This is a genomic window from Burkholderia sp. AU31652, from assembly GCF_002223155.1.
Taxonomy (GTDB): domain Bacteria; phylum Pseudomonadota; class Gammaproteobacteria; order Burkholderiales; family Burkholderiaceae; genus Burkholderia.
In genome coordinates this window covers 207,376-228,159 of the sequence record NZ_NKFG01000007.1, presented here as the reverse complement: position 1 = coordinate 228,159, position 20,784 = coordinate 207,376, and the positions used below count along the sequence as shown (strand labels likewise).

Annotated in this window: 26 protein-coding genes; 7 read left to right on the top strand and 19 right to left on the bottom strand. The window is 65.6% G+C overall.

Translation table 11 applies throughout. From position 1 onward, the window contains the following. Positions 1 to 98 precede the first annotated feature (98 nt). The 5 genes from CFB40_RS33005 to CFB40_RS32985 all read right to left on the bottom strand — a co-directional run bounded on the left by CFB40_RS33005 (position 99) and on the right by CFB40_RS32985 (position 5,825). Positions 99 to 986, bottom strand: a complete 888-nt coding sequence (locus tag CFB40_RS33005; RefSeq protein ID WP_089429657.1) for an ABC transporter permease — start codon at positions 984 to 986, stop codon at positions 99 to 101. Then, entirely contained in the window at positions 983 to 1,972 is a 990-nt protein-coding gene (locus CFB40_RS33000) for an ABC transporter ATP-binding protein (RefSeq protein WP_089433679.1), read from the bottom strand. The genes CFB40_RS33005 and CFB40_RS33000 overlap by 4 nt, the downstream gene beginning before the upstream one ends. A gap of 64 nt (positions 1,973 to 2,036) precedes the next feature. Then, the gene (locus CFB40_RS32995) at positions 2,037 to 3,068 is read right to left on the bottom strand and encodes an ABC transporter substrate-binding protein (RefSeq protein WP_089433678.1); all 1,032 of its coding nucleotides are present in this window, start codon (positions 3,066 to 3,068) and stop codon (positions 2,037 to 2,039) included. Positions 3,069 to 3,114: 46 nt separating this feature from the next. Beyond that, positions 3,115 to 4,044: a TauD/TfdA dioxygenase family protein gene (locus tag CFB40_RS32990; protein ID WP_089433677.1), complete on the bottom strand. Its 930-nt coding sequence runs from the start codon at positions 4,042 to 4,044 to the stop codon at positions 3,115 to 3,117. An 842-nt stretch (positions 4,045 to 4,886) separates the two neighbouring features. After that, a complete protein-coding gene (locus tag CFB40_RS32985) occupies positions 4,887 to 5,825 on the bottom strand; it encodes a response regulator (protein WP_089433676.1) in 939 nt (312 codons plus the stop codon). A 231-nt stretch (positions 5,826 to 6,056) separates the two neighbouring features. Between CFB40_RS32985 and CFB40_RS32980 the strand changes: the two genes are divergently transcribed. Next, complete coding sequence (locus tag CFB40_RS32980) at positions 6,057 to 6,530, top strand: acyl-CoA thioesterase (RefSeq protein WP_089429652.1); 474 nt, start codon at positions 6,057 to 6,059, stop codon at positions 6,528 to 6,530. A gap of 13 nt (positions 6,531 to 6,543) precedes the next feature. Here CFB40_RS32980 and CFB40_RS32975 read toward each other — a convergent pair whose 3' ends face one another. From CFB40_RS32975 to CFB40_RS32965, 3 genes are all read right to left on the bottom strand, one after another. Next, the gene (locus CFB40_RS32975; RefSeq protein ID WP_089433675.1) at positions 6,544 to 7,986 is read right to left on the bottom strand and encodes a sensor histidine kinase; all 1,443 of its coding nucleotides are present in this window, start codon (positions 7,984 to 7,986) and stop codon (positions 6,544 to 6,546) included. A 493-nt stretch (positions 7,987 to 8,479) separates the two neighbouring features. Next, positions 8,480 to 8,692, bottom strand: a complete 213-nt coding sequence (locus CFB40_RS32970; RefSeq protein WP_006489184.1) for a twin transmembrane helix small protein — start codon at positions 8,690 to 8,692, stop codon at positions 8,480 to 8,482. Next, on the bottom strand, positions 8,689 to 9,039 hold the full coding sequence (locus CFB40_RS32965) for a hypothetical protein (RefSeq protein ID WP_089429650.1): 351 nt from the start codon (positions 9,037 to 9,039) through the stop codon (positions 8,689 to 8,691). Before CFB40_RS32965 ends, CFB40_RS32970 begins: the two co-directional genes overlap by 4 nt. 270 nt (positions 9,040 to 9,309) lie before the next feature. Here CFB40_RS32965 and CFB40_RS32960 point away from each other — a divergent pair, with 270 nt between their 5' ends. Together CFB40_RS32960 and CFB40_RS32955 are read left to right on the top strand one after the other, a co-directional pair. Further along, the gene (locus CFB40_RS32960; protein WP_089433674.1) at positions 9,310 to 10,068 is read left to right on the top strand and encodes a YoaK family protein; all 759 of its coding nucleotides are present in this window, start codon (positions 9,310 to 9,312) and stop codon (positions 10,066 to 10,068) included. An 87-nt stretch (positions 10,069 to 10,155) separates the two neighbouring features. Beyond that, positions 10,156 to 10,341, top strand: a complete 186-nt coding sequence (locus CFB40_RS32955) for a ribbon-helix-helix protein, CopG family (RefSeq protein WP_021158209.1) — start codon at positions 10,156 to 10,158, stop codon at positions 10,339 to 10,341. Positions 10,342 to 10,373: 32 nt separating this feature from the next. On the opposite strand, the gene CFB40_RS32950 is transcribed toward CFB40_RS32955, so the two are convergent. Further along, positions 10,374 to 11,210 (bottom strand): spermidine synthase, encoded by an 837-nt coding sequence (locus CFB40_RS32950; RefSeq protein ID WP_089433673.1) that lies wholly within the window; start codon positions 11,208 to 11,210, stop codon positions 10,374 to 10,376. A gap of 43 nt (positions 11,211 to 11,253) precedes the next feature. After that, positions 11,254 to 11,598, bottom strand: coding sequence for a zinc ribbon domain-containing protein YjdM (locus CFB40_RS32945; RefSeq protein WP_021158207.1), 345 nt, complete (start codon positions 11,596 to 11,598; stop codon positions 11,254 to 11,256). 363 nt (positions 11,599 to 11,961) lie between these two features. On the opposite strand from CFB40_RS32945, the gene CFB40_RS32940 reads away from it, so the two are divergent. From CFB40_RS32940 to CFB40_RS32930, 3 genes are all read left to right on the top strand, one after another. Then, entirely contained in the window at positions 11,962 to 12,225 is a 264-nt protein-coding gene (locus CFB40_RS32940) for an HPr family phosphocarrier protein (RefSeq protein ID WP_174970737.1), read from the top strand. A gap of 63 nt (positions 12,226 to 12,288) precedes the next feature. Next, entirely contained in the window at positions 12,289 to 12,510 is a 222-nt protein-coding gene (locus CFB40_RS32935; RefSeq protein ID WP_039371644.1) for a hypothetical protein, read from the top strand. 408 nt (positions 12,511 to 12,918) lie between these two features. Next, on the top strand, positions 12,919 to 13,458 hold the full coding sequence (locus tag CFB40_RS32930; protein WP_089433672.1) for a GNAT family N-acetyltransferase: 540 nt from the start codon (positions 12,919 to 12,921) through the stop codon (positions 13,456 to 13,458). A 61-nt stretch (positions 13,459 to 13,519) separates the two neighbouring features. Here the strand turns inward: CFB40_RS32930 and CFB40_RS32925 are convergent, their stop codons facing one another. From CFB40_RS32925 to CFB40_RS32915, 3 genes are read right to left on the bottom strand one after another with little or no spacing between them, the layout of a single operon-like run. Then, positions 13,520 to 13,774 carry a hypothetical protein gene (locus CFB40_RS32925; protein WP_254600147.1) on the bottom strand — a complete coding sequence of 85 codons (255 nt, stop codon included), beginning with the start codon at positions 13,772 to 13,774 and terminating at the stop codon, positions 13,520 to 13,522. A 19-nt stretch (positions 13,775 to 13,793) separates the two neighbouring features. Then, positions 13,794 to 14,147 (bottom strand): hypothetical protein, encoded by a 354-nt coding sequence (locus CFB40_RS32920; RefSeq protein ID WP_089433670.1) that lies wholly within the window; start codon positions 14,145 to 14,147, stop codon positions 13,794 to 13,796. A gap of 12 nt (positions 14,148 to 14,159) precedes the next feature. Continuing rightward, positions 14,160 to 14,348, bottom strand: a complete 189-nt coding sequence (locus tag CFB40_RS32915) for a hypothetical protein (protein WP_089433669.1) — start codon at positions 14,346 to 14,348, stop codon at positions 14,160 to 14,162. 433 nt (positions 14,349 to 14,781) lie between these two features. Here CFB40_RS32915 and CFB40_RS32910 point away from each other — a divergent pair, with 433 nt between their 5' ends. Beyond that, complete coding sequence (locus CFB40_RS32910) at positions 14,782 to 15,492, top strand: response regulator (protein ID WP_089433668.1); 711 nt, start codon at positions 14,782 to 14,784, stop codon at positions 15,490 to 15,492. Positions 15,493 to 15,502: 10 nt separating this feature from the next. Here CFB40_RS32910 and CFB40_RS32905 read toward each other — a convergent pair whose 3' ends face one another. The 6 genes from CFB40_RS32905 to benC form a co-directional block, all read right to left on the bottom strand. Beyond that, on the bottom strand, positions 15,503 to 15,985 hold the full coding sequence (locus CFB40_RS32905) for a DUF1641 domain-containing protein (protein WP_089429642.1): 483 nt from the start codon (positions 15,983 to 15,985) through the stop codon (positions 15,503 to 15,505). A gap of 220 nt (positions 15,986 to 16,205) precedes the next feature. Beyond that, positions 16,206 to 17,381: a YncE family protein gene (locus CFB40_RS32900; RefSeq protein ID WP_179255331.1), complete on the bottom strand. Its 1,176-nt coding sequence runs from the start codon at positions 17,379 to 17,381 to the stop codon at positions 16,206 to 16,208. Positions 17,382 to 17,442: 61 nt separating this feature from the next. Continuing rightward, entirely contained in the window at positions 17,443 to 18,255 is an 813-nt protein-coding gene (locus CFB40_RS32895) for a creatininase family protein (protein WP_089433667.1), read from the bottom strand. A gap of 231 nt (positions 18,256 to 18,486) precedes the next feature. Beyond that, positions 18,487 to 18,885, bottom strand: coding sequence for a RidA family protein (locus CFB40_RS32890; RefSeq protein ID WP_089434014.1), 399 nt, complete (start codon positions 18,883 to 18,885; stop codon positions 18,487 to 18,489). 91 nt (positions 18,886 to 18,976) lie between these two features. Continuing rightward, a complete protein-coding gene (benD, locus tag CFB40_RS32885) occupies positions 18,977 to 19,747 on the bottom strand; it encodes a benzoate diol dehydrogenase BenD (RefSeq protein WP_089429640.1) in 771 nt (256 codons plus the stop codon). A gap of 2 nt (positions 19,748 to 19,749) precedes the next feature. Continuing rightward, the gene (benC, locus tag CFB40_RS32880) at positions 19,750 to 20,772 is read right to left on the bottom strand and encodes a benzoate 1,2-dioxygenase electron transfer component BenC (RefSeq protein WP_089429639.1); all 1,023 of its coding nucleotides are present in this window, start codon (positions 20,770 to 20,772) and stop codon (positions 19,750 to 19,752) included. Between the last annotated feature and the right edge of the window lie 12 nt (positions 20,773 to 20,784).

The window sequence follows — 20,784 nt, the reverse complement described above, 5'->3', positions numbered from 1 at the left end:
GCGCAGCATCGCAAAGTATAGGGACGCACCCGGCGCGCGTGAAAAGCCGATTTCAGCTTACGTTATGCATGCGCCGGGAATTGCCGCGTGCGGTGACATCAGTGCTGGATGCCCCAGCGCCGCACGGTCACGCGTTCGAGCGTGTCGAACACGAGGTTCTCGACGAGCAGGCCGATCACGATGACGGCCGCGAGGCCGGCGAACACGCGATCCGTATACAGCTCGTTGCGGTTCTGGAAGATGTACCAGCCGAGGCCGCCCTGGCCCGCGCTCGCGCCGAATACCAGCTCGGCCGCGATCAGCGTTCGCCACGCAAATGCCCAGCCGACGCGCAGGCCCGACAGGATCGACGGCAATGCGGCCGGCACGAGGATCAGCGCGATCTGGCGCAGGCCCGTGAGGCCGTAGTTGCGCCCCGCCATCTTCAGCGTGGCCGGCACGCCCGCGAAGCCCGTATACATGCTGAGCGCGAGCGGCCACAGCACCGCGTGCACGAGCACGAACAGCAGGCTGCCGGTGCCGAGCCCGAACCACAGCAGCGCGATCGGCAGCAACGCGATCGACGGCAGCGGATTGAACATCGACGTCAGCATCGCCAGCAGGTCGCGGCCGATGCGCGTCGATACCGCGAGCGATGTCAGCGCAAATGCGAAGAACACGCCCAGCGCGTAGCCGCGCAGCAACACCGACAGCGAGATGCCCGTCTTCACCAGCAGTTCGCCGGACTCGATGCCCTGCACGAACGCGGCCAGCGTCGCGCCGAAGGTCGGCACGAGCAGATCGTTCGCGACGATGCGCGCGACGATCTCCCACGCGGCAATCAGCACGAGTGCGATGACGCTGCGCCGAAACCATCCCGCACCGGCGACGCGACGCCACAGCGGAGCCGGCACGGCACGTTCGGCGTCGGGCAGCGTGTCGAGCGTGCGTTCGTATTCGGCGCGCACGGGCGGTAGCGGGGGCAGGGCCGGATCGATCGTGCTCATGATGCAGATGCCTCCGTCGTCGGGGCGCGGGTCGTGTCGGTATCGAACAGCAGGCGATGGATCCGCGCGACGTTGTCGCGGAAGTCGCCGGTGTCGACGTTGTCGAGCGAATGCTCGTGGCTGTTGAGTTCCGCACGCACACGGCCCGGATGCGGCGACAGCAGCAGGATCCGGTTGCCGACGACGAGCGCTTCCTCGATCGAATGCGTGACGAACAGCAGCGTGAAACGGAACTCGTCCCACAGGCGCAGCAGTTCCTCCTGCATCTTGCGGCGCGTCAACGCGTCGAGCGCGGCGAACGGCTCGTCCATCAGCAACACGCGCGGCTGCATCGCCAGTGCGCGCGCGATCGCGACGCGCTGCTTCATGCCGCCCGACAGCGTGTGCGGATAGGCGTCGGCGAACCCGCTCAACCCGACCTTGTCGAGATAATGCAGCGCGCGCTCCCGTGCTTCGGCGCGCGACAACCTGGCGGCGGCACGCAACGGAAACGCGACGTTTTCGACGACCGTCTTCCACGGCGGCAACTGGTCGAACTCCTGGAACACCACGACGCGGTCAGGGCCCGGCCCGCGCACCGGCCGACCGTCGAGCGCGATCGAACCCGATACAGGCTCGATGAAGCCGGCAATCGCCTTCAGCAACGTCGACTTTCCGCACCCCGACGGGCCGAGCAGCACGAAGCGGTCGCTGCCATACACGTCGAAGCTGACCTGGTGGGTCGCGCGCACGATCCGCGCGCCGCTGCGGTATTCGAGGTTCACGCGGTCGATGACGAGCAGGCGTTCACTGCGCGCGCCGGCCTGTGCGGCATCCGGCGCGGGCCGGCCGGCGACCTGCGCGTCGGGCACGGGGTGGACGGCAGGCGCCGCGCCGCCGCGTGCCGCATACGGCGGCATCCAGGTTCGGGGAGAAGTGGCGTTCACGATCGAATCTCTTGCGGGTAAAGCATCAGCATGCGGCCAGACCTTTCGCGGACCAACCATCGATTGCCCATATCGAAACCGCACCGACGCATAAGCGTCGATCGCGGCGTCGAAGCGGCTCCGCTCAGCTGCCGCCGGCCGTCGCCGGATCGTCGAAGAAGTAATCGCGCCACGACTTCGGTTCGGTGCGGATCGCACCGGTGCGGTGCATGAACTGCGCGAGCGCGAGCGTGTTCTGCGGCGCGGTCTTGAACTGCACCTGCGGATTGCGCAGGATTTTCAGCAGCAGCGCGCGATCGATCTTCGATGCGTTCACGCGGATATAGGTATCGGCCGCGCGCTCGGGATCGGCCGCGATCTGGCGCGCGGCATCGGCCAGCGCGGCGACGAATGCACGATAGGTCTTCGGGTTGTCGTCGCGGAATTTCTCGGTGGCATACAGCACCGTCGCGGAGCTCGGGCCGCCGAGCACGTCATAGGAATTCAGCACGATGTGCGCATTCGGGTTGCCGGCGAGTTCCTGCTCCTGAAACGGCGGATTGCCGAAGTGGCCGGTAATCACGGTGCTGTTCGCCAGAATGGCAGCCGTCGCGTCCGGATGCGGAATCGCCTGCGTGAGCGCGTCGAGCTTGTCGAACTGCTTGTCGCCCCACTGCTTCGCGGCCGCGTACTGCAGCACGCGCGACTGCACCGACACGCCGACCGCCGGCACCGCGATGCGGTCCTTCGTGCTCAGGTCGGCGATCGTCTTCACGTTCGGGTTGCTGCTGACGAGGTAGTACGGGAAATTGCCGAGCGACGCGACGCCCTTCACGTTCTGCCGGCCGCGCGTGCGGTCCCACACGGTCAGCAGCGGCCCGACGCCCGCGCCCGCGATGTCGACCGCGCCGGACAACAGCGCGTCGTTCACGGCCGCGCCGCCCGACAGCCGGACCCAGTCGACCTTGATGTCGAGGCCGGCCTTGCGCCCTTCCTTTTCGATCAACTGCTGGTCGCGCGCGACGTTCAGCATCAGGTAGACGACGCCGAACTGCTCGGCGATGCGGATGCGGCCTTCCGCGTGCGCGGCTTGCGGGGCGAGCGCGCCGGCGAACGCAAGCGTTGCGGTCAGTGCGGCCGCCAGCGCGCGGCGCGCCGGCAAAAACGAGAACGGCATCGGAACTCCAGTCAGGATGGGGCGGAAGATTGACGCGGCACGTGGCTCAGAAAGGCGCGTCGCCTTCAATCGTCGTGCGGTACAGCTTGCGGCGCAGGTGGTCGGGCGTGCCGGCGGCGAGATGCATCAGCGAACGGTTGTCCCAGAACACGAGATCGTGCTCGCGCCATGGGTGCCGGTACACATGCTCGGCACGCACGCTGTGTGCGAACAGCTCGTCGAGCAGCGCGCGGCTTTCGTCGTCGGGCAGCCCGACGATGCGCGTCGTGAAATGCTCGCTGACGAACAGCGCCTTGCGGCCCGTTTCCGGATGCGTGCGCACGACCGGATGCACGACCGCGGCAACCTGCGCGATCTGCTCGGGCGACAGGTTCGGCCGCCACGGATTGCGCGCCTGCAGCTCCGCATAGCGTGCGAGATACGTATGCTCGGCACGCCGCCCTTCTACCGCGCGGCGCAGATGGGCCGGCAGCGTGTCCCACGCGAGATGCATGTTCGCGAACAGCGTGTCGCCGCCTTCGGCCGGCAGTTCCTGCGCATGCAGCAGCGAGCCGAGGCTCGGCTTCTCCTTGTACGACAGGTCGGAGTGCCAGAAATGGCCCGCGTCGCCGAGCCCGATCGGCTTGCCGTTCTCGACGACGTTCGACACGATCAGCACCTCCGGATGGCCGGCGAGCGCGAACTGGTGAAGCACGTGGATCTGCAGCGGGCCGAAGCGGCGGCTGAACGCGATGTGCTCGTCCGGCGTGATGCGCTGGTCGCGAAACACCAGCACGTGATGGTCGAGATGCGCGCGATGAATGCGCGCGAAGTCGCCGGCGTCGAGCGGTTGCGACAGGTCGACGCCGACCACTTCGGCACCGAGCGGCGCATCGAACGGCACGATGTCGAAATGCTGCGCCGCAACGCGCGGCCGCGACGCGGGCGGATGCCCGGCGCAAAGCGATGCGTCGTCGCGGATGGCGGTAGTCGTCATGGCACGGCCCCTGATTCGGTCAAAACGCGAATCTACGAGTGCGTGCCGGACGGCGTCAACGAAGCGATTCCGATACGTTTATCTGCTGCGCTGATAAAGATCGCTGCTCCCGCATACGGCGCGGCGGCGGACGGCGGGCTCACGTGCGAAAACGGCCGATCGCGGCGGCCGTCACGATTCCGTCGCCGGGTCGGGTACGTGCACGGCCCCTTCAGGACATTCGCGTGCTGGGCTCGGATACGACTCGGATGGCGCGTTCGGACATGCATTCAAGCGCATCGTGGGCTGCTCGCCCCGCGCGTATCGCCATGACTTTGCGAGTGAGTCGGGCGGATAACAGGCCGTTGAAATACCGCTCGATCGGATGCGGGTCCGATCCCGCATTTCACGACGATCACTGCACGGCTTTCGATTTCAGTTCGATTGCCGCATTCCGGCGCGTATTAATGGTGTTGGGCGCCTGTGGGCGTCCGTTTCAATGCATGACGGGCCCGACGGACGCAATGCGGCAAACGAGCTCAATCGACGCGCCGTGAAAACGCGCTTCAACGCACCAATCGGAAATTCGCGGATCGTTTGCCGCTGCAGCTTTTGTGAAGTGTGGTGACAATATCAGATCGAGAATCGATCGATATTGAGAGCGCGTGCAGACCGTTGGTCAACGGTCTGCACTGAACGGATGTGCCGTCTATTGGAATATTGGGTGGCCCTCGGAACAAGGTGTGTATTGAAACAAAATCCCGCGCCGCTGATAACTGACAACATTGACAGGGATTGTTCCAGTTTGAGTGGCTACCGAGACGACGACAGCACCGCCCGTTTGAAAATGAGCGGATGATCCTTTACGCGTGACGCCATTTTGCCAATGTAGGCAGTTCGTGCTCGGTGGCCGGATCATCCAGCCGGATCCAGCTATAAAACGTGCCATGCCATCCCGGAACGGGAAGCGGGGCCGCACGGCGAATGTCCGCGAGGCCCGGCCGATAGGCCTGAAATGGCCAGAATAGCGGCATGATGCGGCGCGCTTCCATGCCTTGGCGCAATTCGGCCGGTCCGCCCGCGTCGGACACGATATCGCAGTGGAACGCCCAGTCCTCTTCGCTCCAGGCGAGAAATACACTGGGCGCGCCGGCGGCATCGAACATCAGCACCGCGTCCTGATTGGGGCGCCAGTAGTATTCGACGATGCCTTCCCGCGCGGCCACCTCATCGATCAGCTTGACGATCCGTGGATCCCGGTAGGTCGCTCCCGCTTCATGCAGGCTGATGTGCCCGCGGGCCGCGCAGCACTTGCGTTTCGCGTCGTCCAGCGCGCTCGCCAGCTTGCGCGCCATCTCGACGTCGGTTTTCTTCAGATAGCAATCGATCAGTCCCGCGTTGAACGCGGCCACCGCCTCGCGCTCGTCGGCGATGCCGGTGAGCAGGATTTTCATGCAGTTCGCGTTGCGGATGGAGGTCAGGAACTGGATGCCGTCGACCTCCGGCATCGAATAGTCGACGACCACCGCGCCCACCGCCTCGAATCGGGCAGGATCGGCGAGCGCATCCTCGCCGATCGCATTCCCGCCGGTTTTCTCCGCACCGAAATAGTCCGCAGCCGTGGGGGGTATCTCCGCGTCGCGCGACGACACGAAGTCGAGCGCCGCCCGGGGGTGCGTAAAAAAGTGGTTCAGGCGTTCGTCCGGAAATGCGCCCCGCAGCGCCTGCAGGAAATCCGGATTGTCGTCGACAAATACCACGGACACGGGGTAAAGCACCGGCTGCCTGACGAAGGGTTGCATAAGGGTCTCGATAAATCAGCAAAAGAAAATGCGGCAACGGAGACGCTTTGCCGCGAATGATTATCGCGGCAATTATCCGGCGAAAGTGCGACGCACATCAACTGCTCTTCATTCGCTAATTCGGCACGTTTCGACTGCACCGCTCCGCGGAATTGCACGGGGAGAATCGGGCCATTCCTTCTCGTTGAAGGAATGCGCCGCTACCGCCAGTAGCGATTCAAGGAGTTATCCATGTTGACGCGAGACGCGATTCTTCACGTCCTTTCCAACGAAACGGCCCATATTTCCGAGAAAACCTTCCACCATGTGGTGGACATTTACCTCAAGGATTCCAATGCCTTCATGAATACCTATTTCGCACGCTATTTCGAATGGCAGGGCGTGTGCCGTGAACGCTGGTTTCACGAATGCATCCACAACAACCTGATGGGGGCCGGCGGGGCATTCGTGACGAAGCGCGCGCATCAGGAATACGTCCATGAGACGTTTCCGTTCCAGCGTGTCGATTGCTTTCTCAATACGTTCGAGGTTCGGCAATGTTCGGCCTACCTGCTGTTTCGCTTCTACGTGGACGGGCGGCAGGTGTCGCTGGGGTATCAGCAAATCGTGTTTGCCGGTTCCGACAAGCGGATCCGCCGGTTTCCGCCGGGCATCATCGAGCGGGTCAAGGCGTATGAGCTGATCCTGCCGTCCGCCGCGAACTGAACGTGAGACCGCCCTACCCGATGCGATAGCGCGGGGGGAGCGCCGGCGGACCGTTCAGTGTCGGGTCCGCCGGCGCCCCGGGCTCCGGCAGCCGGATCGTGAACGTGGTGCGGATGCCGGGAACGGATTCACACGTGATGGTGCCACCGAGCGCTTCACATGCGCGGCGGCAAAAACTCAGGCCCATGCCGGCGCCGCGACCGTGCGACTTGGTCGAGAAAAAGGCGTCGAAAATTTGAGGGAGCACATCAGGGGCGATGCCCGGGCCCGTATCGCTGAAACGCACCACGCAGTAACCGTTGCTGCGATGCGCGTCGATCTCGATCTGCCCACGGCCGTTGGCGTGGATCGCGTACAGGGCATTTTTCAGCAGATTGAAGATGACGAAGATCACGAGCGAGTCGGAGCCGAAAAACCGGATGTCCGTATCGATCGCGTCGACCGATACGCGGTCCCGCTCACCCGGACGGAACGGAAAGCGATCCACGGCGGCGTCGACACAGGCCCGTATCGGATAGGCCGCGAAGCTGTGGCGATCGAGTCGGTCCAGCGTAAAGGACGCCAGGGACATCTCGACCACCGTGCTGGTGGTGTCGACCTGGCGCCGGATCGACGACGCGAGCGTCGGCAGCCGCTCCAGCTGTCCGGGATACAAACCGTCGGCGCACAACCGGTGCTGCACCGCCAGCCGATACCCGCGCAGCAGCTCCGGCAGGACAGCGCGCAGCTCGTCCGCGTGCAGGCCGATCGCCGCCAGCGGCGTGGCCACTTCGTGCGCGACCGTCGCGGCCAGCAGATAGGGACCCATCAGCCCATAGCGGACGATCGACGTCGCGAGTATCCCGAGACTGATCGCGATAAACAGCACCCCCACCGGATAGAAGTCGACGCCGTAGTTCACCGCGTAGTCGGTCGCCGCGAGCGAGTAGAGGCCCAGGCTGACGAGGCATTGCGTGAGCAACTGCCGGACGTCTCGCGCCCGCCCCTGACGTCTTGCCTCGATCAGGAGCCAACCGCTGCGGCAGACCAGGAGTACCGTCTGCACGACGTGCAACGGATGCAGCGGGCCCGCCTTGGGATACGGGCCAAAGAAATGCGGGCGGAATCCATCGACGACCGCATTGCTCGTGACCAGCAGCACGGCCAGCAGGACGCTGAGTCCGTAGGACGCGAATATGATCGGCCGCTCGTCCCGACGCGACACGATCTCCGTCACGAAATGATAGAAGGTCGTCGGCAGAAAAAGGATGAACAGATAGCCGGCCTTGACCAGCACGTTGGCGACGTCCGCGTCGGTGGTCTGGAACAGGAAGGCCCACGTTCCCTGCCAGACGAAGGTCGTCGCGCACATCAGGGCGAACGGGACGGATACCCGCGTGAGCCCCTTGGTGGCCAGCACGTAGAGGCCGAACCCGAGAAACAACGCAGATACGAACGCAGGCAAGATCGAGTACATATGCGTGAATCCACCATGTTGACGGGTCGCGCACCACTGAACTGTCCTGGCCGGTGCCGTTCGCGAGAGTAGCACGCCGCGCTCGGCGAGCGAGCGCGGCGGCTTTGTCCATGGGGCCTCTGCGCATCACAACTGTTGCACGCGCGGTGCCGTGTGCCGGGTAGCGTTGACCAGAATGAAATTGTCGCGGTTTGCGAAGCAAGGTTGTCACCTAGCCGTTCAACGTTGGCCGGAAGGTGCGAAGGTCTCGTGAATTCATGAGGCTGCACGTCGCGAATTCAGGTTTGTCACTGGCCGTGGTCTCGCGAAGACCCGTGTCAACGCCCCTGCGCTGCCGTTGCAGCGTGGGCAGTCTCTGTCGCGCGTCGTGCGAAACCTGATTTTGGATCACACAACCCCATCATCACGATAAGTTTTCTTATCACAATAGATCGATGAGAGAGCCAAACTCGCATTTGCGCAAACGCCCCGCATGCAACGGGGCGTTCGCCTTTCAGCGCCCGATCGGCAACCCGGTCGGCTCGATCCAGCCCAGCTTGTAAGCGATCAGCAGCGACAGGAACAGCGTGACCGACAGCCCGACGCGTGCCGCGAGCGACCATGCCATCCGCTTGGACTTGCCGCGATCGTGATTCATGAAATACAGCGCGAAGATCAGGCTCGCGATGATCATCGCGAATGCCACGGAAACCAGCAGAGTTTTCATTGGTGATGCCCTTGAAGATCGGAATCGGCCTGAAGCAGTTCGGCCAGTTTGTGCCGCTCGTCGGCGAGCGCGCCGACGCCCGACGCCGGCCAGTCCAGCGCGACGCCATTGCCCAGCGAATCGCGCACGAGCGCCTGGTAGCGCCGGTCGTTGATCCGGCCGTGGTCCATCGTTTCCGAGATCTCGCGCCGGAACGGCAGCGGGAAACTCGCGTACGCGCGCGACAGCGCCGCATATTGTCTCGCATCGATCTCTTTCGACGATGGTATGACAGTCCAGATCACCACAGCCACGATGGCCGTGAACGGGATCGCCGTATAGCGAAGAATGAACTTGATCGGGGTCATGAAGCGGTGGGCAGAAGTGATCGCGAAGGCGGGCGGCGCGGCCGTGCGGCAGCGAAGCCGCAGTCGGGCCGCTGTCAGGCCGCGCCGGATGACATTGTACTGAAAGCCCTATTCGACTAACAGAGTATGATAATGGCATTATCATGTTCGTCACATGATTCGAGAGAGCCGGCACCTGTGGGCAGGCGGCGTGCCCGCCCTGCCGTCCGGTGCCGGTCGTCACGTCCGTGCCCGCGATTCGCGGCGATTGAGCGAAGCCCCTGAGCCCCTATGCCAGCGCAGTACTTTCGAAACCTGACGGGAAAACACCGCAGCGCGACCGCGAACCGTCAGCTCGGGTTTTCGCTGGCGTTCGTCGCCGGCGCGGCCAATGCCGGCGGCTTCCTCGCGGTCAAGCAATACACGTCGCACATGAGCGGCATCGTGTCGGCGATCGCCGACCAGACGGCGCTCGGCGACGTGCGGCTCGCGCTGGCCGGCATCAGCTCGCTGGGGTCGTTCCTGATCGGCGCCAGCTGCTCGGCGATCCTCGTCAACTGGGGCCGCCGTCGCGGCCTGCACAGCCAGTTCATGCTGCCGCTGCTGGTCGAGGCCGCGCTGCTGCTCCTGTTCGGGCTGCTCGGCAGCCACCTCGCGCTGTGGGAAACCTTCTTCGTGCCGGTGACCGTGACGCTGCTGTGCTTCATCATGGGGCTGCAGAACGCGACGATCACGAAGCTGTCGGGCGCGGAGATCCGCACGACGCACATGACGGGCATCGTGACCGACCTCGGCATCGAGCTCGGGAAGGTGTTCTACTGGAACCGGTCGGCGGTCGACGTCGACGCGCATGCGGTGGTCGCCAACCGCTCGAAACTGCGGATTCACGCGACGATGCTCGCGTCGTTCTTCATCGGCGGCCTGGCCGGCGCGATCGGCTTCAAGCATGTCGGCTACGTGTCGACCGTGCCGCTTGCCGCGGTGCTCGTCACGCTCGCGATCGTGCCGGTGATCGACGACCTGCTCGCGTTGCTCCGCAGCAGGCGCTGATCGCGCACCGGTAGCGCGCTTTCGGCGGTGGCGCCGAAGGCGGATCGATTATAATTTGATTAACATACCGACCACCCTCGCCCCGCAATGGAAACGAAAACCGCCCGCCTGACCGTCCTGATCGATCCCGCGAAAAAGGAAGCCTTCGAGATGCTCTGCGCGGAGCAGGATCTCACGCCGTCGCAAGTCGTGCGGCAACTGATCCGCGAGTATCTCGACCGCCACGGCGTAACGTACAAGACCAAGAGCGCGCTCGGCAAGCGCGTGAAGTAAAGACGGCCGTACAGGCCGCGCCTACCTGCAGGCTACGCGCCGATTTCCCATCGCCCGTGCGGCTGCGCACGCATCACCAGCCGCTGCGGGTCGACGCTCTCCCCGGCCTTCATCCGCCTCGCCGTGGCCGCCAGCTTGAGCTCGCCGGCCCGCGCACACGCCAGTGCGCGTTCGAGCAGGATCCGCAGCGACGGCAGCCGGCTGCCACCCTTCCATGCGAACGCGATGAAGTTGTTGTCGTCGCCGCACGGCGCCAGCGTATACGACATGCCGAATACGGATCGCAACTGCTCGAGATGCTCCGGCAGCGCGGGATCGTCGTCCATGAAGTTGATTGCCAGCACGCCGTTTTCGCTCAGGCGCGCGTGACATGCGGCGAGGAATGCGGCGCCCGTACAGCGGCCACGCATGCCGTCGGCGACGAACGCATCGTGCAGGATCACGTCCGTCCGGACATCCGCCCTGTCCAGATGATCCGCGCCGTCGGCGCACACCACCGTGAACCGGCCGTCATCAGCGGGAATCCTGAAAGCGTCACGCAGCGCGATCACGTCCGGATTGATCTCGACCGCGTCGATCGTCGCGCCGGGCAAGTGCCGGTAGCAGTACTTCGCCAGCGAACCACCGCCGAGCCCGAGCATGCAGATGTGCGCGGGCTCGGGCTGCAGCAGCAGAAAGCCCATCATCACGCGCGTATAGCCGAGCTCGAGCCGGCCCGGATCCCGGAGCGACATGAAGCTCTGCGTGCCGAAATGGTCGAAGTGCAGCGAAAGCGCGTGCTGCGTCTCCAGCACGAACGGCCGGCCGTCGTTCAGCGGCGTTGCCAGGAACCTGACGAACGCGTCGTAGGAAATTCGATCCTCGGCCATGAACGGGCAGTCAGTTACTGACGGTCGATTGGAGCGGGCGCGCTCAGACTTTCTTCAGGTAGCAGGCCTTCAGCATGAAGCCCCCCATGTCGGTCTTGCAGTCGACCTCGTGATCGCCGCCGACGAGCCGGATGCTCTTGACCTTGGTGCCCATCTTAAGCGTGATCGACGAGCCCTTCACGCGCAAATCCTTGATCAGCACGACCGAGTCGCCATCCGACAGCACGTTGCCGTTGGCGTCCTTGACGACGTCGCCCGCCGGTTCGTCGCCCGTTTCGGCGCCGGCGCCGGCCGACCATTCATGGCCGCAGTCCGCGCATACGGTCAGCGTGCCGTCCGGGTAAGTGTTTTCCATCGCGCATTGCGGGCAGGCGGGGGCGGCGTTCATTGCGGCTTCCATTCAGGGGGAGTTGAGTCGTCGATAAAAAGGCCGGGCGCGCTGGCAGCGTCGCCCGGCCCGCCTGAAGGCACGTGCCGACGGGTCGGCGAGCCGCCTTCGGCGCACACGGCATTATAATGCAATACACATATCTTGGCTGCTGTATTATAATGGGCTTTTTCGCGCCGTTCGCCGGACTTGCGGCCCGTTTCACCGAGAATGCCGGCACATCCACGCAGGATGCGCATGCCCCGGCAGCGCTGCCGGCGTTCCGGAGTCATGCGGAACAGCGCGTTTCTCGCCTGTCTGGCGCACCGCCGGCCCGGCGCCGCACACCGATCCCGACGTTCCGTCCAGAGGCTCTCCGACATCGTGGCAACCGTTGTGTTCGTTGAAATCGGCCCCGCGTGGAACCGCAATCGCGGCCACGCCGCACGAGCAGCCGCCGCCGACGCGGCGCGCGGCTTCGAAAGCGACATCCTGCTGATCGCGAACGGGATCAGCAGCGATGCGAAGGACAGCGCCGCCGTCGCGGCGCTGCAGGTGCACGGCGGCACGTCCGCACAGGTGCTGGCCACCGGCCCCGACGAGGAGGCAGCCCTGCAGGCGCTGCTGCCCGTGCTGCAAGCGCGCTGACCGGCGCGCCACCCGATGTCACGGCATCCCGCCCACCCCGAATCCCCTTTTCACGAGGAAGCGATGAGCGACAACTTCACGTCCAACACCCCGAACCTGTCGGCCTCCGCCATCTGGGCGCTCGAACGCCTCGCCGACGTCCGCTACGGGCGCGACGCGCCGGCGCTCGGCTGGTCGATCGCGAGCGAACTCGTCAGCGCGGGCTTCGTCAGCCATCCCGCACACGGCCGCTCGGGCGCCTCGATCACGGCCGAAGGCCGGACCTTCCTGAAGAACCGGAAGTAGACCGCCTGCGGCCGCGAATCGGATTGATCCCTCCGAGCATCATGTCGAATGACGGCGGCACATCGGAAGGGCGGCGCACCGCATGAAAGTCCGGTTATCGCGCGGGAAGCCGATGGAATTGCGCCCGCTTCCCGTGCGACGTCGTCGATGCGGCGGCACCACCTCCGGCCGGCCGCACCGAAGCTCGTCCGTGCAACGGTTTTGCTATCATTCCGGCTCCCTGTCTTGCCGAATTGGACATGCCCGCTCGCAGCGGGCCGCCGTCGCCTGCCGTCAATCGCACGTCGTCGCTCGCCGAGGAACATCGCCGGCCGATCTGCCTGCCGGTGCGTGAATGGGACCCAACCAGCGCGGCATCGACATGCTGACGGCCTGACCGTCCCATGCCCCTCCTCTCCGGAAGCCACGATGCCGCCTGTCTCCTCCCCGCCCGTTCTCGATACGCCGCGTCTCATCCTCGAAGGCCATCCGCTCGGCGACTTCGAGGCGCTCGCCACGATGTGGGCCGAGCCGAAGGTCGTCGAGCACATCTTCAGCGGCAAGCCGTCCGCGCCGCGCGACTCGTGGATGCGCATGCTCGCGTATCGCGGGCTGTGGCCGCTGCTCGGCTATGGGTACTGGGCGATTCGCGAGAAGGCGTCGGGCCGCTATGTCGGCGATCTGGGCTTCGCCGATTTCCACCGGCTCATCGAGCCGTCGATTCGCGGCGTGCCGGAAGCCGGCTGGGCCCTTGCGACGTGGGCGCACGGCAAGGGTTACGCGACCGAGGCGCTCTCGGCCGCGCTGGCATGGCTCGACGGGCAACACCGGTTCGAGCGCAGCGTGTGCCTGATCGCGCCGACCAACGTCGCGTCGATCCGCGTGGCGGAAAAGGCGGGTTATGGGGAGCCGATGCAGATCCGGTTCAACGATACCGACTCATTGCTGTTTTCGCGCGCGCGCCGATAGGCTGCCGGCGTACGGGTGACGAAGGCGTACCGTATGGACGGCACCCGCGCGCCCTCGCCGCTCACTCCACGACCGGTTCATACAGGCTCGTAAAGAGCCCGTTGTCCATCGGCCAGCAGTTGCCGCAATCATCGCGCAAGATCCAGTCACCTGACTTCACCGAACGCCAGCCTTCCGGTGTGGCGATCGCGCGCCCGCCTTCACGGGTTTCCACCCGATCGTGGTCGCCATCCGCGAACCACCGTGTTGCATCGACATAACTGATGCGTTTTCGAAATCGCATACCGCCACCGAAATGTTGAGACCCGACCGGCACGTTCAAGGACCTGTCCGTGTCAATGCGTGTACGGCGCGTACCGCCGTGAAATGGCTGAGCGCCACGAAGGGGATCGGGCGGCCATGGCATCCGCCCCGGGCGACGGCGGCCGGGTTTCGTACAACGCCTTCCGGCTCTCCGCGACGCGTGCCTCCAGCGCTTCCCGTGCGGTGATCGAGATCCGGATATCGATCTCCCGCATTCTCCGGATCGCCGCGTGAACCTCGTCGGGTTGATCGGGTGATAGCGCCGTCAAGAACGCCGAACGTGTTTCCGCTGCCCGGACGGCCTCGCTCCAGTCGGCGTGGGCGACCGCGACTTCGATCGCGTTCGTGAGTGAATCGAGACTCCGGATGATTTGAAGCGGCGTCATTTCGCATTCCTATCAGAGCATCGTGCCGGTCAGACGTTTGCCGCCTGGAAGGCGGGGTGACGTCGACATTGTTTCGCGCGCGTCGAGGCACCGACAGTGCCGCACCGAACGGACGCACCATGCGAGCAATGGCACGCCGTCAGTCACCGCCATCGCATTGGCATTCACTTCGGCGGCCGGCCGGAAGCCGGCGTGCGTCATGCTCGCCACCGAGTCGCCACGATTGTAAGGACCTGTCCGTTGCCCGTTTCGTAATATTTTGTAATGATATGTCGAGCAATCTTTACCGGCTTGCGGCGCGGGCGGGCGTGCTTTTCACGCGCCATTTTTCCGCAAACGTTTTCGTGCGAACGACATCGCGCCAGCGATCCTTGCCGGCCTTTAACCGGATTCCACGCCCGACCTTATCGCCCAACCGTCGCCCCGTTCCGCGACGACACGATTCCACCCCTTCGCCCATTTGCCTGGCTGCCTGGGCCGGGTGATTCGCGTGCGGACCGGGCGGTCGAGCGATGCAGATTTCGCCACATTCCACCGGATTGTTTGGACGTATCATGCGCGTCTCTTCAGCCACCCCATGCTCGGACTGGGCTTGAACGCTCGCCACTTTCCCGTTTCACCCCCTCGTTTAGCGATGCCCATCCGAATCCTGCTCGTCGAAGACGACGTCCCATTGTCCGCACTGATCGCAGACTATCTGCGCACGCATCAGTACGAGGTGGACCGCCTGTTCGACGGCACCGACGCCGTCGCCACGATCGTCGCACGTCACCCCGACCTGGTGCTGCTCGACATCAACCTGCCGGGCAAGGACGGCTTCGAGATTTGTCGCGACGCACGCACGCAGTACGACGGCATCGTCATCATGATGACGGCTCGCGACGAACAGTTCGACGAGTTGCTCGGCCTGGAATTCGGCGCGGACGACTTTCTCCACAAGCCGATCGAGCCGCGCATCCTGCTCGCGCGGATCAAGGCCCACCTGCGACGGGTGCGCATGCGCCCGGACGATGTCGAGCCGGCATCGCCTCATCGTTTCGAGTTCGGCAAGTTTTCGATCGACCGGGCCGATCGCAAGGTGCGTCTTCCCGACGGCAGCGCACCCCGCCTGACGTCGACCGAGTTCGACCTGCTGTGGGCGCTCGTCTGCCGCGCCGGCGAGGTGGTCAGCCGAACAGACCTGACGCTGCTGCTGCGCGGCATCGAGTTCGACGGCTTCGACCGCTCGATCGACGGCCGCATTTCGAAGCTGCGCCGCAAGCTGCGTGACGACCTGACGGAACCGAAGCGAATCAAGACGATTCGCGGCAAGGGCTATCAGTTCAGCAAGCACGCGTGGGACTGACGCGCTGCGCTCAGGTGCCCGTCGTCTTCTCGCCGGGCGCTGTAACGGGCGTCTCCGGGGCGCGCGCCAGCCCTTGCGCGAACACCTTCAACCCTTCCAGCAACGGCGTCAGCGCGTCCCACAGCGCTTCGTCGTGCAGCAGTCGGTAGACGCCGCGCACGCCCGGTGCGACATGCTCATGCTGCGCCGGCTGCCACGCGCCGACGTGATGCAGCGCGTCGGCGGCCGCGAACACGGCCTTGCCGAACTGTTCGGGCGGAATGCGCGACAGCGCCATCAACAGCACCGCGAGATTCTGCATGCCGCTCTGCATGCCCGGCTTGTCGAGCGCATCGACGAACGTGTCGGCCAGCCGCGCGTTCGCGCTGACGACCTCGGTCGCCAAATGCAGGAATCCATGCCGGTGCAGGCTGCCGAGCAAATGTTCGAGCGCATCGTGCGCGCTGGGCTCCGGGTGCGGAGGCGTCGTTTCGGGGGACTGACGTTCGGTCATCGGCTTTCTCCGGTTGGGACGCCACGTGGCCGCCGCGACGGCGGCCACGCGCGCCGGTTGCGTGTCGTTCGTCTGACGCCGCCCGCCCGGCGGCAGGCCGGGCAGGTGCGCGAACCGCGTACCGCTTGCGCCGCGCCGGTTGCGTGCGCGGGTTTCATCGGCGAGCCATGCGGCCCGCGTGTCGAGCGGCCGTGCCGGTACGCGCTGACCGGCCGCCGCCCTACCGCATGTTTCCCGTATGGCCCAGCGAATAGCGGCCCGGCTGCGGCCACACCGTCAGGCCGTGCGGCTCCATGCCGACGGGAATCGACCGGACCGCGCCGCTCGCGGTGTCGATCGCGTAGACGACGTCATCGAAGCGGCCCGACAGCCACAGCGTGGTGCCGTCCGCGCTGACGTTGCCCATGTCGGGGCTGCCGCCGCCGGGAATCGGCCAGGTCGCGACCACCTGGCGGGTCGCGAAATCGAGCACCGAGACGCTGCCCTTGCCGTGACGCGGCCCATGGACGCGATTGGAGCCGCGATTCGCGATATAGAGCTTCGTGCCGTCGCGGCTCGGGTACAGGCCGTGCGTCCCGACGCCGGTCGGGATGAAGCCGAGCTTCGTGAAGGCGTCGCCATCGATGACGTACACCCCGTCCGCCATCATGTCGGCGACATAGAACACCTTGCCGTCGGGCGACACGCGAATGTCCTGCGGCATTCCTTTCCGGTCGAGCTCGAGATAGCCGACCACCTTGCGGTTCACGAAGTCGATCTTGGCCAGCTTGCCGCCGAACTCGCACGTGAAGAGCGCATACCGGCCGTCGATCGAAAAGTCGGCATGGTTGATGCCCTTGCAGTGCGGCACATCGAGGCTCGATTTCAGCGCCATCGTTTTCGGGTCGCGGAAGTCGAGACGCGCATGCGCTTCGGCCACCACGATCGCGTCCTGGCCGTCGGGCGTGAAATACATGTTGTACGGATCGTCGACGCTCACCGGCTGGCCGGGCTTGCCCGTCTTCGGATCGATCGGCGTCAGGCTGCCGTCGGTTCGCCCTTCCGCATTGTTCGCGACCCACAGCGTCTGCAGGTCCCATGCCGGCACGACGTGCTGCGGACTGCGGCCAACGGCGAACCGGTCGACGACCTGATACGTGGCCGGGTCGATCACGTAGACGTCGTTCGATCTCAGGTTCGGCACATAGATGCGCGGCAACGCGCCCGCTACCGCCGCGCTCATGCGGCCGGCCTGCGCCTCGCTGTACAGGTTGTCGGGATGAAGGACGGGCGGCATGCCGGGTACGGTCGCGACGGCAGCCGCCGCGATCGCCCCGCGGGCACCGACGGCCAGCGCCGCCACGATGACGATCGCGGGACGGGAGAAGCGAAGATGACGGCGAAAGCGCGGTTGCATGACGATGTCCCGGTTCGATTGAAGGGAACGACGACAAAGGTAGCGCGATGGCGCGGCTGCGTCAGCGGCCGGCGATGTCCTTTCTGATCGCATCGACGGTGCGCGACACGATGGCGTCGGTGCCCAGCCGGCCGAGTTCGACACTCGCGTGACGCGGATCGCCGCCGTAGACGCCGTCGACCGCGCCCGGCTTCGCGGCGTTGCGCAGCTGGTCGACCCTGACCATGCGCGGCTCGACCGCCAGCAGCAGCGCCGTGTCGGCCAGCCCCGCATGCGTGCCGATCTCCGCGCCCGGCACGCCGTGCTCGCGCAGGATCTGGTCATAACCGTCGGAACTGGTGCCGTAGTACGCGGCCGGCACGAACGCGCGCGCCCCCGTGCCGGCCCAGGACTTGTTCAGCCGGGCCACGGATTGCTTGATGTCGTTCTGGTAGCCGCCGTGGTCGCCGAGGAACACGATGTTCGTGAAGCCATGGACGCGGAAGCTGTTGGCCGCGGATTCGAGGGTCTTTTCGAAGACGTCGTCGGGCACGGTGATCGTGCCCGGGAAGCGCATGTGCGACGTCGGCGGCGCATAGCCACCCTCGGGCACATAGGCGATGACGGGCGCGACGATCGCGTTGCCGAGCCCTTCCGCGATCCGCTCGGACAGCACCCTGACCCGCGCGTTGTGCTTGCCGAGCGCGACGTACGGCCCGCTTTGCTCGGTCCCGCCGATCGGAATCAGGATCGTGGTCTTGCCGGCCCGGATGCTGTCGCGCAGTTCGATCCAGGTCATGTCTTCGAGTTGCACCGTGCCCGGCGCCTGGGCGAGCACGGCTTGCGCGACGGTGACAGTGAGGGCGGCGAGGATGGCGCGTGGCAGGCATTTCATCGCGGATTCCCGGCGTAAGGAAAGAAACGACGCGGCGTTCCCTCGCACCATAAACGAACTCGCGCGACTTGTCGCTGACCGACGCATGACGCTTCACGCCGCGGGTCGAGAGAAAGGATTTCGTCAGGATGCCGTCTTGCGTCGCGAAGCCTGTCGCTCCCGGTCAGCACGCGACGAGCCGATTCGAGGCGCGGACCAAGGCACCACGCGCCCGCTCCTCATCTGCGCCCATCACACCGGCAACACGGCCACCGCCTTGATCTCGACGATATAGCCGGGCGCGCCGCCCAGCATGTGCGCACCGACCGCCGTCCACGCCGGCTTCGGGTGCGCCGCGAGGTAGCGGTCGCGCACCTGCATGAACAACGGCAGGTCGCGCATGTCGGTATGGAAGGTCGTCAGGTCGACCACGTCGTTGAACGATGCGCCCGCCGCCTCCAGCACAAGCTTCAGATTCTCGAACGCCTGCACGATCTGCGCTTCACGGCCTTCGACGAGCTGCATCGCCGCATCGCGGCCGATCTGGCCGGATACGTACAGCGTATCGCCGACCTTCAGGCCCGGTGCATAGCCGATTTTCTCGTACACCGCTTCCATTCCCGCCGGAACGATGGCTTTGCGATCACGCATGAGGGTCTCCGTGGCCGGCGTCTTGGCGCCGACCGGTGGGTTGTCGATGAACACAGGTTGAACACGTGCAGGTGGCGCCACGACACATCGCTCAACCCGTATCGCCGCCCGCGACCGGCAGCACCGTGCCGGTGATGTAGCTCGCCTCGTCGGACGCGAGGAACAGGATCGGCGCGATCTGCTCGTCGAGGCTGCCGTAGCGCTTGAAGAACGTCGACTCGGTGACCTGGCGCACCGCCTCGCCCATCCATGCCTGTTCCTGCTCGCTGTCACCGGCCGCATTGCGCGGCACGCGGCGCGGCGGCGCGCTGGTGCCGCCCGGCGCGGTCGCCACGACCCGGATGTTGTGCTCCGCGTATTCCATCGCGAGCGCTGCCGTCAGCGCATTGACGCCGCCCTTCGCCGCCGAGTACGGCACGCGGCGGATGCCGCGCGTCGCGTTCGACGAGATGTTGACGATCGTGCCGCCGCCGCGCGCGAGCAGGTGCGGCAGCACCGCGTGGCACGTATAGAGCGTCGGCATCAGCGAACGGCGGATTTCCGCATCGATCTGCGCGGGCTCGAATTCGGCGAACGGGCGCATGCGAATCGCGCCGCCGACGCCGTTGATCAGGATGTCGACGCCGCCGAACGTCTGCGCGGCGTACGCGATCGCCGCATGCGCACCGTCGTAGGTTTCGAGATCGGCGACGAAGCCGGCCGTCTCGCCACCGGTCGCTTCGGCCGCGACGTCGGCGACGAAATCCGCGCGATCGACGAACAGCACCCTGCCGCCTTCGGCCGCCGCGCGCAGCGCGACGCCACGGCCGATGCCCTGCGCGGCGCCCGTGACGACGATGACCTTGCCAGAGAATCGTTGCATGATCACGCCGCCTTTGCCGTGACGTTGGGGGTGAACTTCTCGTAGTGGAAGCTGTTCGGCTTCACGCCTTCGTCGTCGAAATACTGGCGCACCGCGTCGACCATCGGCGGCGGCCCGCACAGATACACGTCGACGTCGCCGTCGTTCAGCGCCTCGGCCGGGATGTGCTGCGTGACCCAGCCCTTGCGCGGATGGCTCGACGCGGCGTCCGCGACGACCGTCGCGAAGCTGAAGTTCGGCAGTTTCGCCGCGTAGGCTTCGATCGCGTCGACCAGCACGAGGTCGAGCTCGCGCGTCACGCCGTAGATCAGGTGCATCTTCTGCTGCGACCCGGCGCGCGCGAGCACCTCGAGCATCGACAGGAACGGCGCCAGCCCCGTGCCGCCCGCGAGGAACAGCAGCGGCCGCTGCACGTCGCGCAGGTAGAAGCTGCCGAGCGGCCCGTGCAGTTCCAGCGTGTCGCCGGGCTGCGCCGATTCGAGCCACGTGCTCATCACGCCGCCGGGGATCTTCTTGATCAGGAAGCTGACCTTCGCATCGGCCGGCGCCGACGAGAACGAGTAGGACCGGTGCTGCCCGCTCGCGGGCACGTCGATGTTCACGTACTGGCCCGGCAGGAAAACGGGCGCGGCCGCGCCGACGTCCAGTTCGAGCACGACGGCCGCGTCGTTGTGCTGCTCGACCTTCGTCACCGTAGCGGCGAAGCTGCTCTGGCCGGTCTTGCACGCGACCGACGACGTCGGCACCGCGATCACGCAATCGCTTTGCGGCACCATCTGGCAGGTCAGCACGAGGCCGCCGTCCTTTTCGTCTTCGGTGAGCGCGTCGTCGATGTAATCGTCGCCGAGGTCGTAGCTGCCGCTTTCGGCGCGGCACTTGCAGGTGCCGCACACGCCGTCGGAGCAATCCATCGGCAGGTTGATCTTCGCGCGGAAGGCCGCGTCGAGCACCTTCTCGCCGGCCTTGCAGTCGATGAAGCGGGTTACCCCGTCCTCGAAATTCAGTGCAATCTTGTAGCTGGACATGGCGTCGCCTCC

Excerpts from the sequence above, each read along its gene's own strand:
- CFB40_RS32965 (WP_089429650.1), bottom strand. The coding sequence starts at position 9,039 with ATGACCCCGATCAAGTTCATTCTTCGCTATACGGCGATCCCGTTCACG.
- benD (WP_089429640.1), bottom strand. The coding sequence starts at position 19,747 with ATGCAACGATTCTCTGGCAAGGTCATCGTCGTCACGGGCGCCGCGCAG.
- CFB40_RS32945 (WP_021158207.1), bottom strand. The coding sequence starts at position 11,598 with ATGAACGCCGCCCCCGCCTGCCCGCAATGCGCGATGGAAAACACTTAC.
- CFB40_RS33000 (WP_089433679.1), bottom strand. The coding sequence starts at position 1,972 with ATGGTTGGTCCGCGAAAGGTCTGGCCGCATGCTGATGCTTTACCCGCA.
- CFB40_RS32970 (WP_006489184.1), bottom strand. The coding sequence starts at position 8,692 with ATGAAAACTCTGCTGGTTTCCGTGGCATTCGCGATGATCATCGCGAGC.
- CFB40_RS32905 (WP_089429642.1), bottom strand. The coding sequence starts at position 15,985 with ATGACCGAACGTCAGTCCCCCGAAACGACGCCTCCGCACCCGGAGCCC.
- CFB40_RS32975 (WP_089433675.1), bottom strand. The coding sequence starts at position 7,986 with ATGTACTCGATCTTGCCTGCGTTCGTATCTGCGTTGTTTCTCGGGTTC.
- CFB40_RS32995 (WP_089433678.1), bottom strand. The coding sequence starts at position 3,068 with ATGCCGTTCTCGTTTTTGCCGGCGCGCCGCGCGCTGGCGGCCGCACTG.
- CFB40_RS32950 (WP_089433673.1), bottom strand. The coding sequence starts at position 11,210 with ATGGCCGAGGATCGAATTTCCTACGACGCGTTCGTCAGGTTCCTGGCA.
- CFB40_RS32980 (WP_089429652.1), top strand. The coding sequence starts at position 6,057 with ATGTTGACGCGAGACGCGATTCTTCACGTCCTTTCCAACGAAACGGCC.
- CFB40_RS32985 (WP_089433676.1), bottom strand. The coding sequence starts at position 5,825 with ATGCAACCCTTCGTCAGGCAGCCGGTGCTTTACCCCGTGTCCGTGGTA.
- CFB40_RS32920 (WP_089433670.1), bottom strand. The coding sequence starts at position 14,147 with ATGACGCCGCTTCAAATCATCCGGAGTCTCGATTCACTCACGAACGCG.
- benC (WP_089429639.1), bottom strand. The coding sequence starts at position 20,772 with ATGTCCAGCTACAAGATTGCACTGAATTTCGAGGACGGGGTAACCCGC.
- CFB40_RS32890 (WP_089434014.1), bottom strand. The coding sequence starts at position 18,885 with ATGCGTGATCGCAAAGCCATCGTTCCGGCGGGAATGGAAGCGGTGTAC.
- CFB40_RS33005 (WP_089429657.1), bottom strand. The coding sequence starts at position 986 with ATGAGCACGATCGATCCGGCCCTGCCCCCGCTACCGCCCGTGCGCGCC.
- CFB40_RS32900 (WP_179255331.1), bottom strand. The coding sequence starts at position 17,381 with ATGCAACCGCGCTTTCGCCGTCATCTTCGCTTCTCCCGTCCCGCGATC.
- CFB40_RS32915 (WP_089433669.1), bottom strand. The coding sequence starts at position 14,348 with ATGACGCACGCCGGCTTCCGGCCGGCCGCCGAAGTGAATGCCAATGCG.
- CFB40_RS32960 (WP_089433674.1), top strand. The coding sequence starts at position 9,310 with ATGCCAGCGCAGTACTTTCGAAACCTGACGGGAAAACACCGCAGCGCG.
- CFB40_RS32990 (WP_089433677.1), bottom strand. The coding sequence starts at position 4,044 with ATGACGACTACCGCCATCCGCGACGACGCATCGCTTTGCGCCGGGCAT.
- CFB40_RS32955 (WP_021158209.1), top strand. The coding sequence starts at position 10,156 with ATGGAAACGAAAACCGCCCGCCTGACCGTCCTGATCGATCCCGCGAAA.
- CFB40_RS32930 (WP_089433672.1), top strand. The coding sequence starts at position 12,919 with ATGCCGCCTGTCTCCTCCCCGCCCGTTCTCGATACGCCGCGTCTCATC.
- CFB40_RS32910 (WP_089433668.1), top strand. The coding sequence starts at position 14,782 with ATGCCCATCCGAATCCTGCTCGTCGAAGACGACGTCCCATTGTCCGCA.
- CFB40_RS32895 (WP_089433667.1), bottom strand. The coding sequence starts at position 18,255 with ATGAAATGCCTGCCACGCGCCATCCTCGCCGCCCTCACTGTCACCGTC.
- CFB40_RS32935 (WP_039371644.1), top strand. The coding sequence starts at position 12,289 with ATGAGCGACAACTTCACGTCCAACACCCCGAACCTGTCGGCCTCCGCC.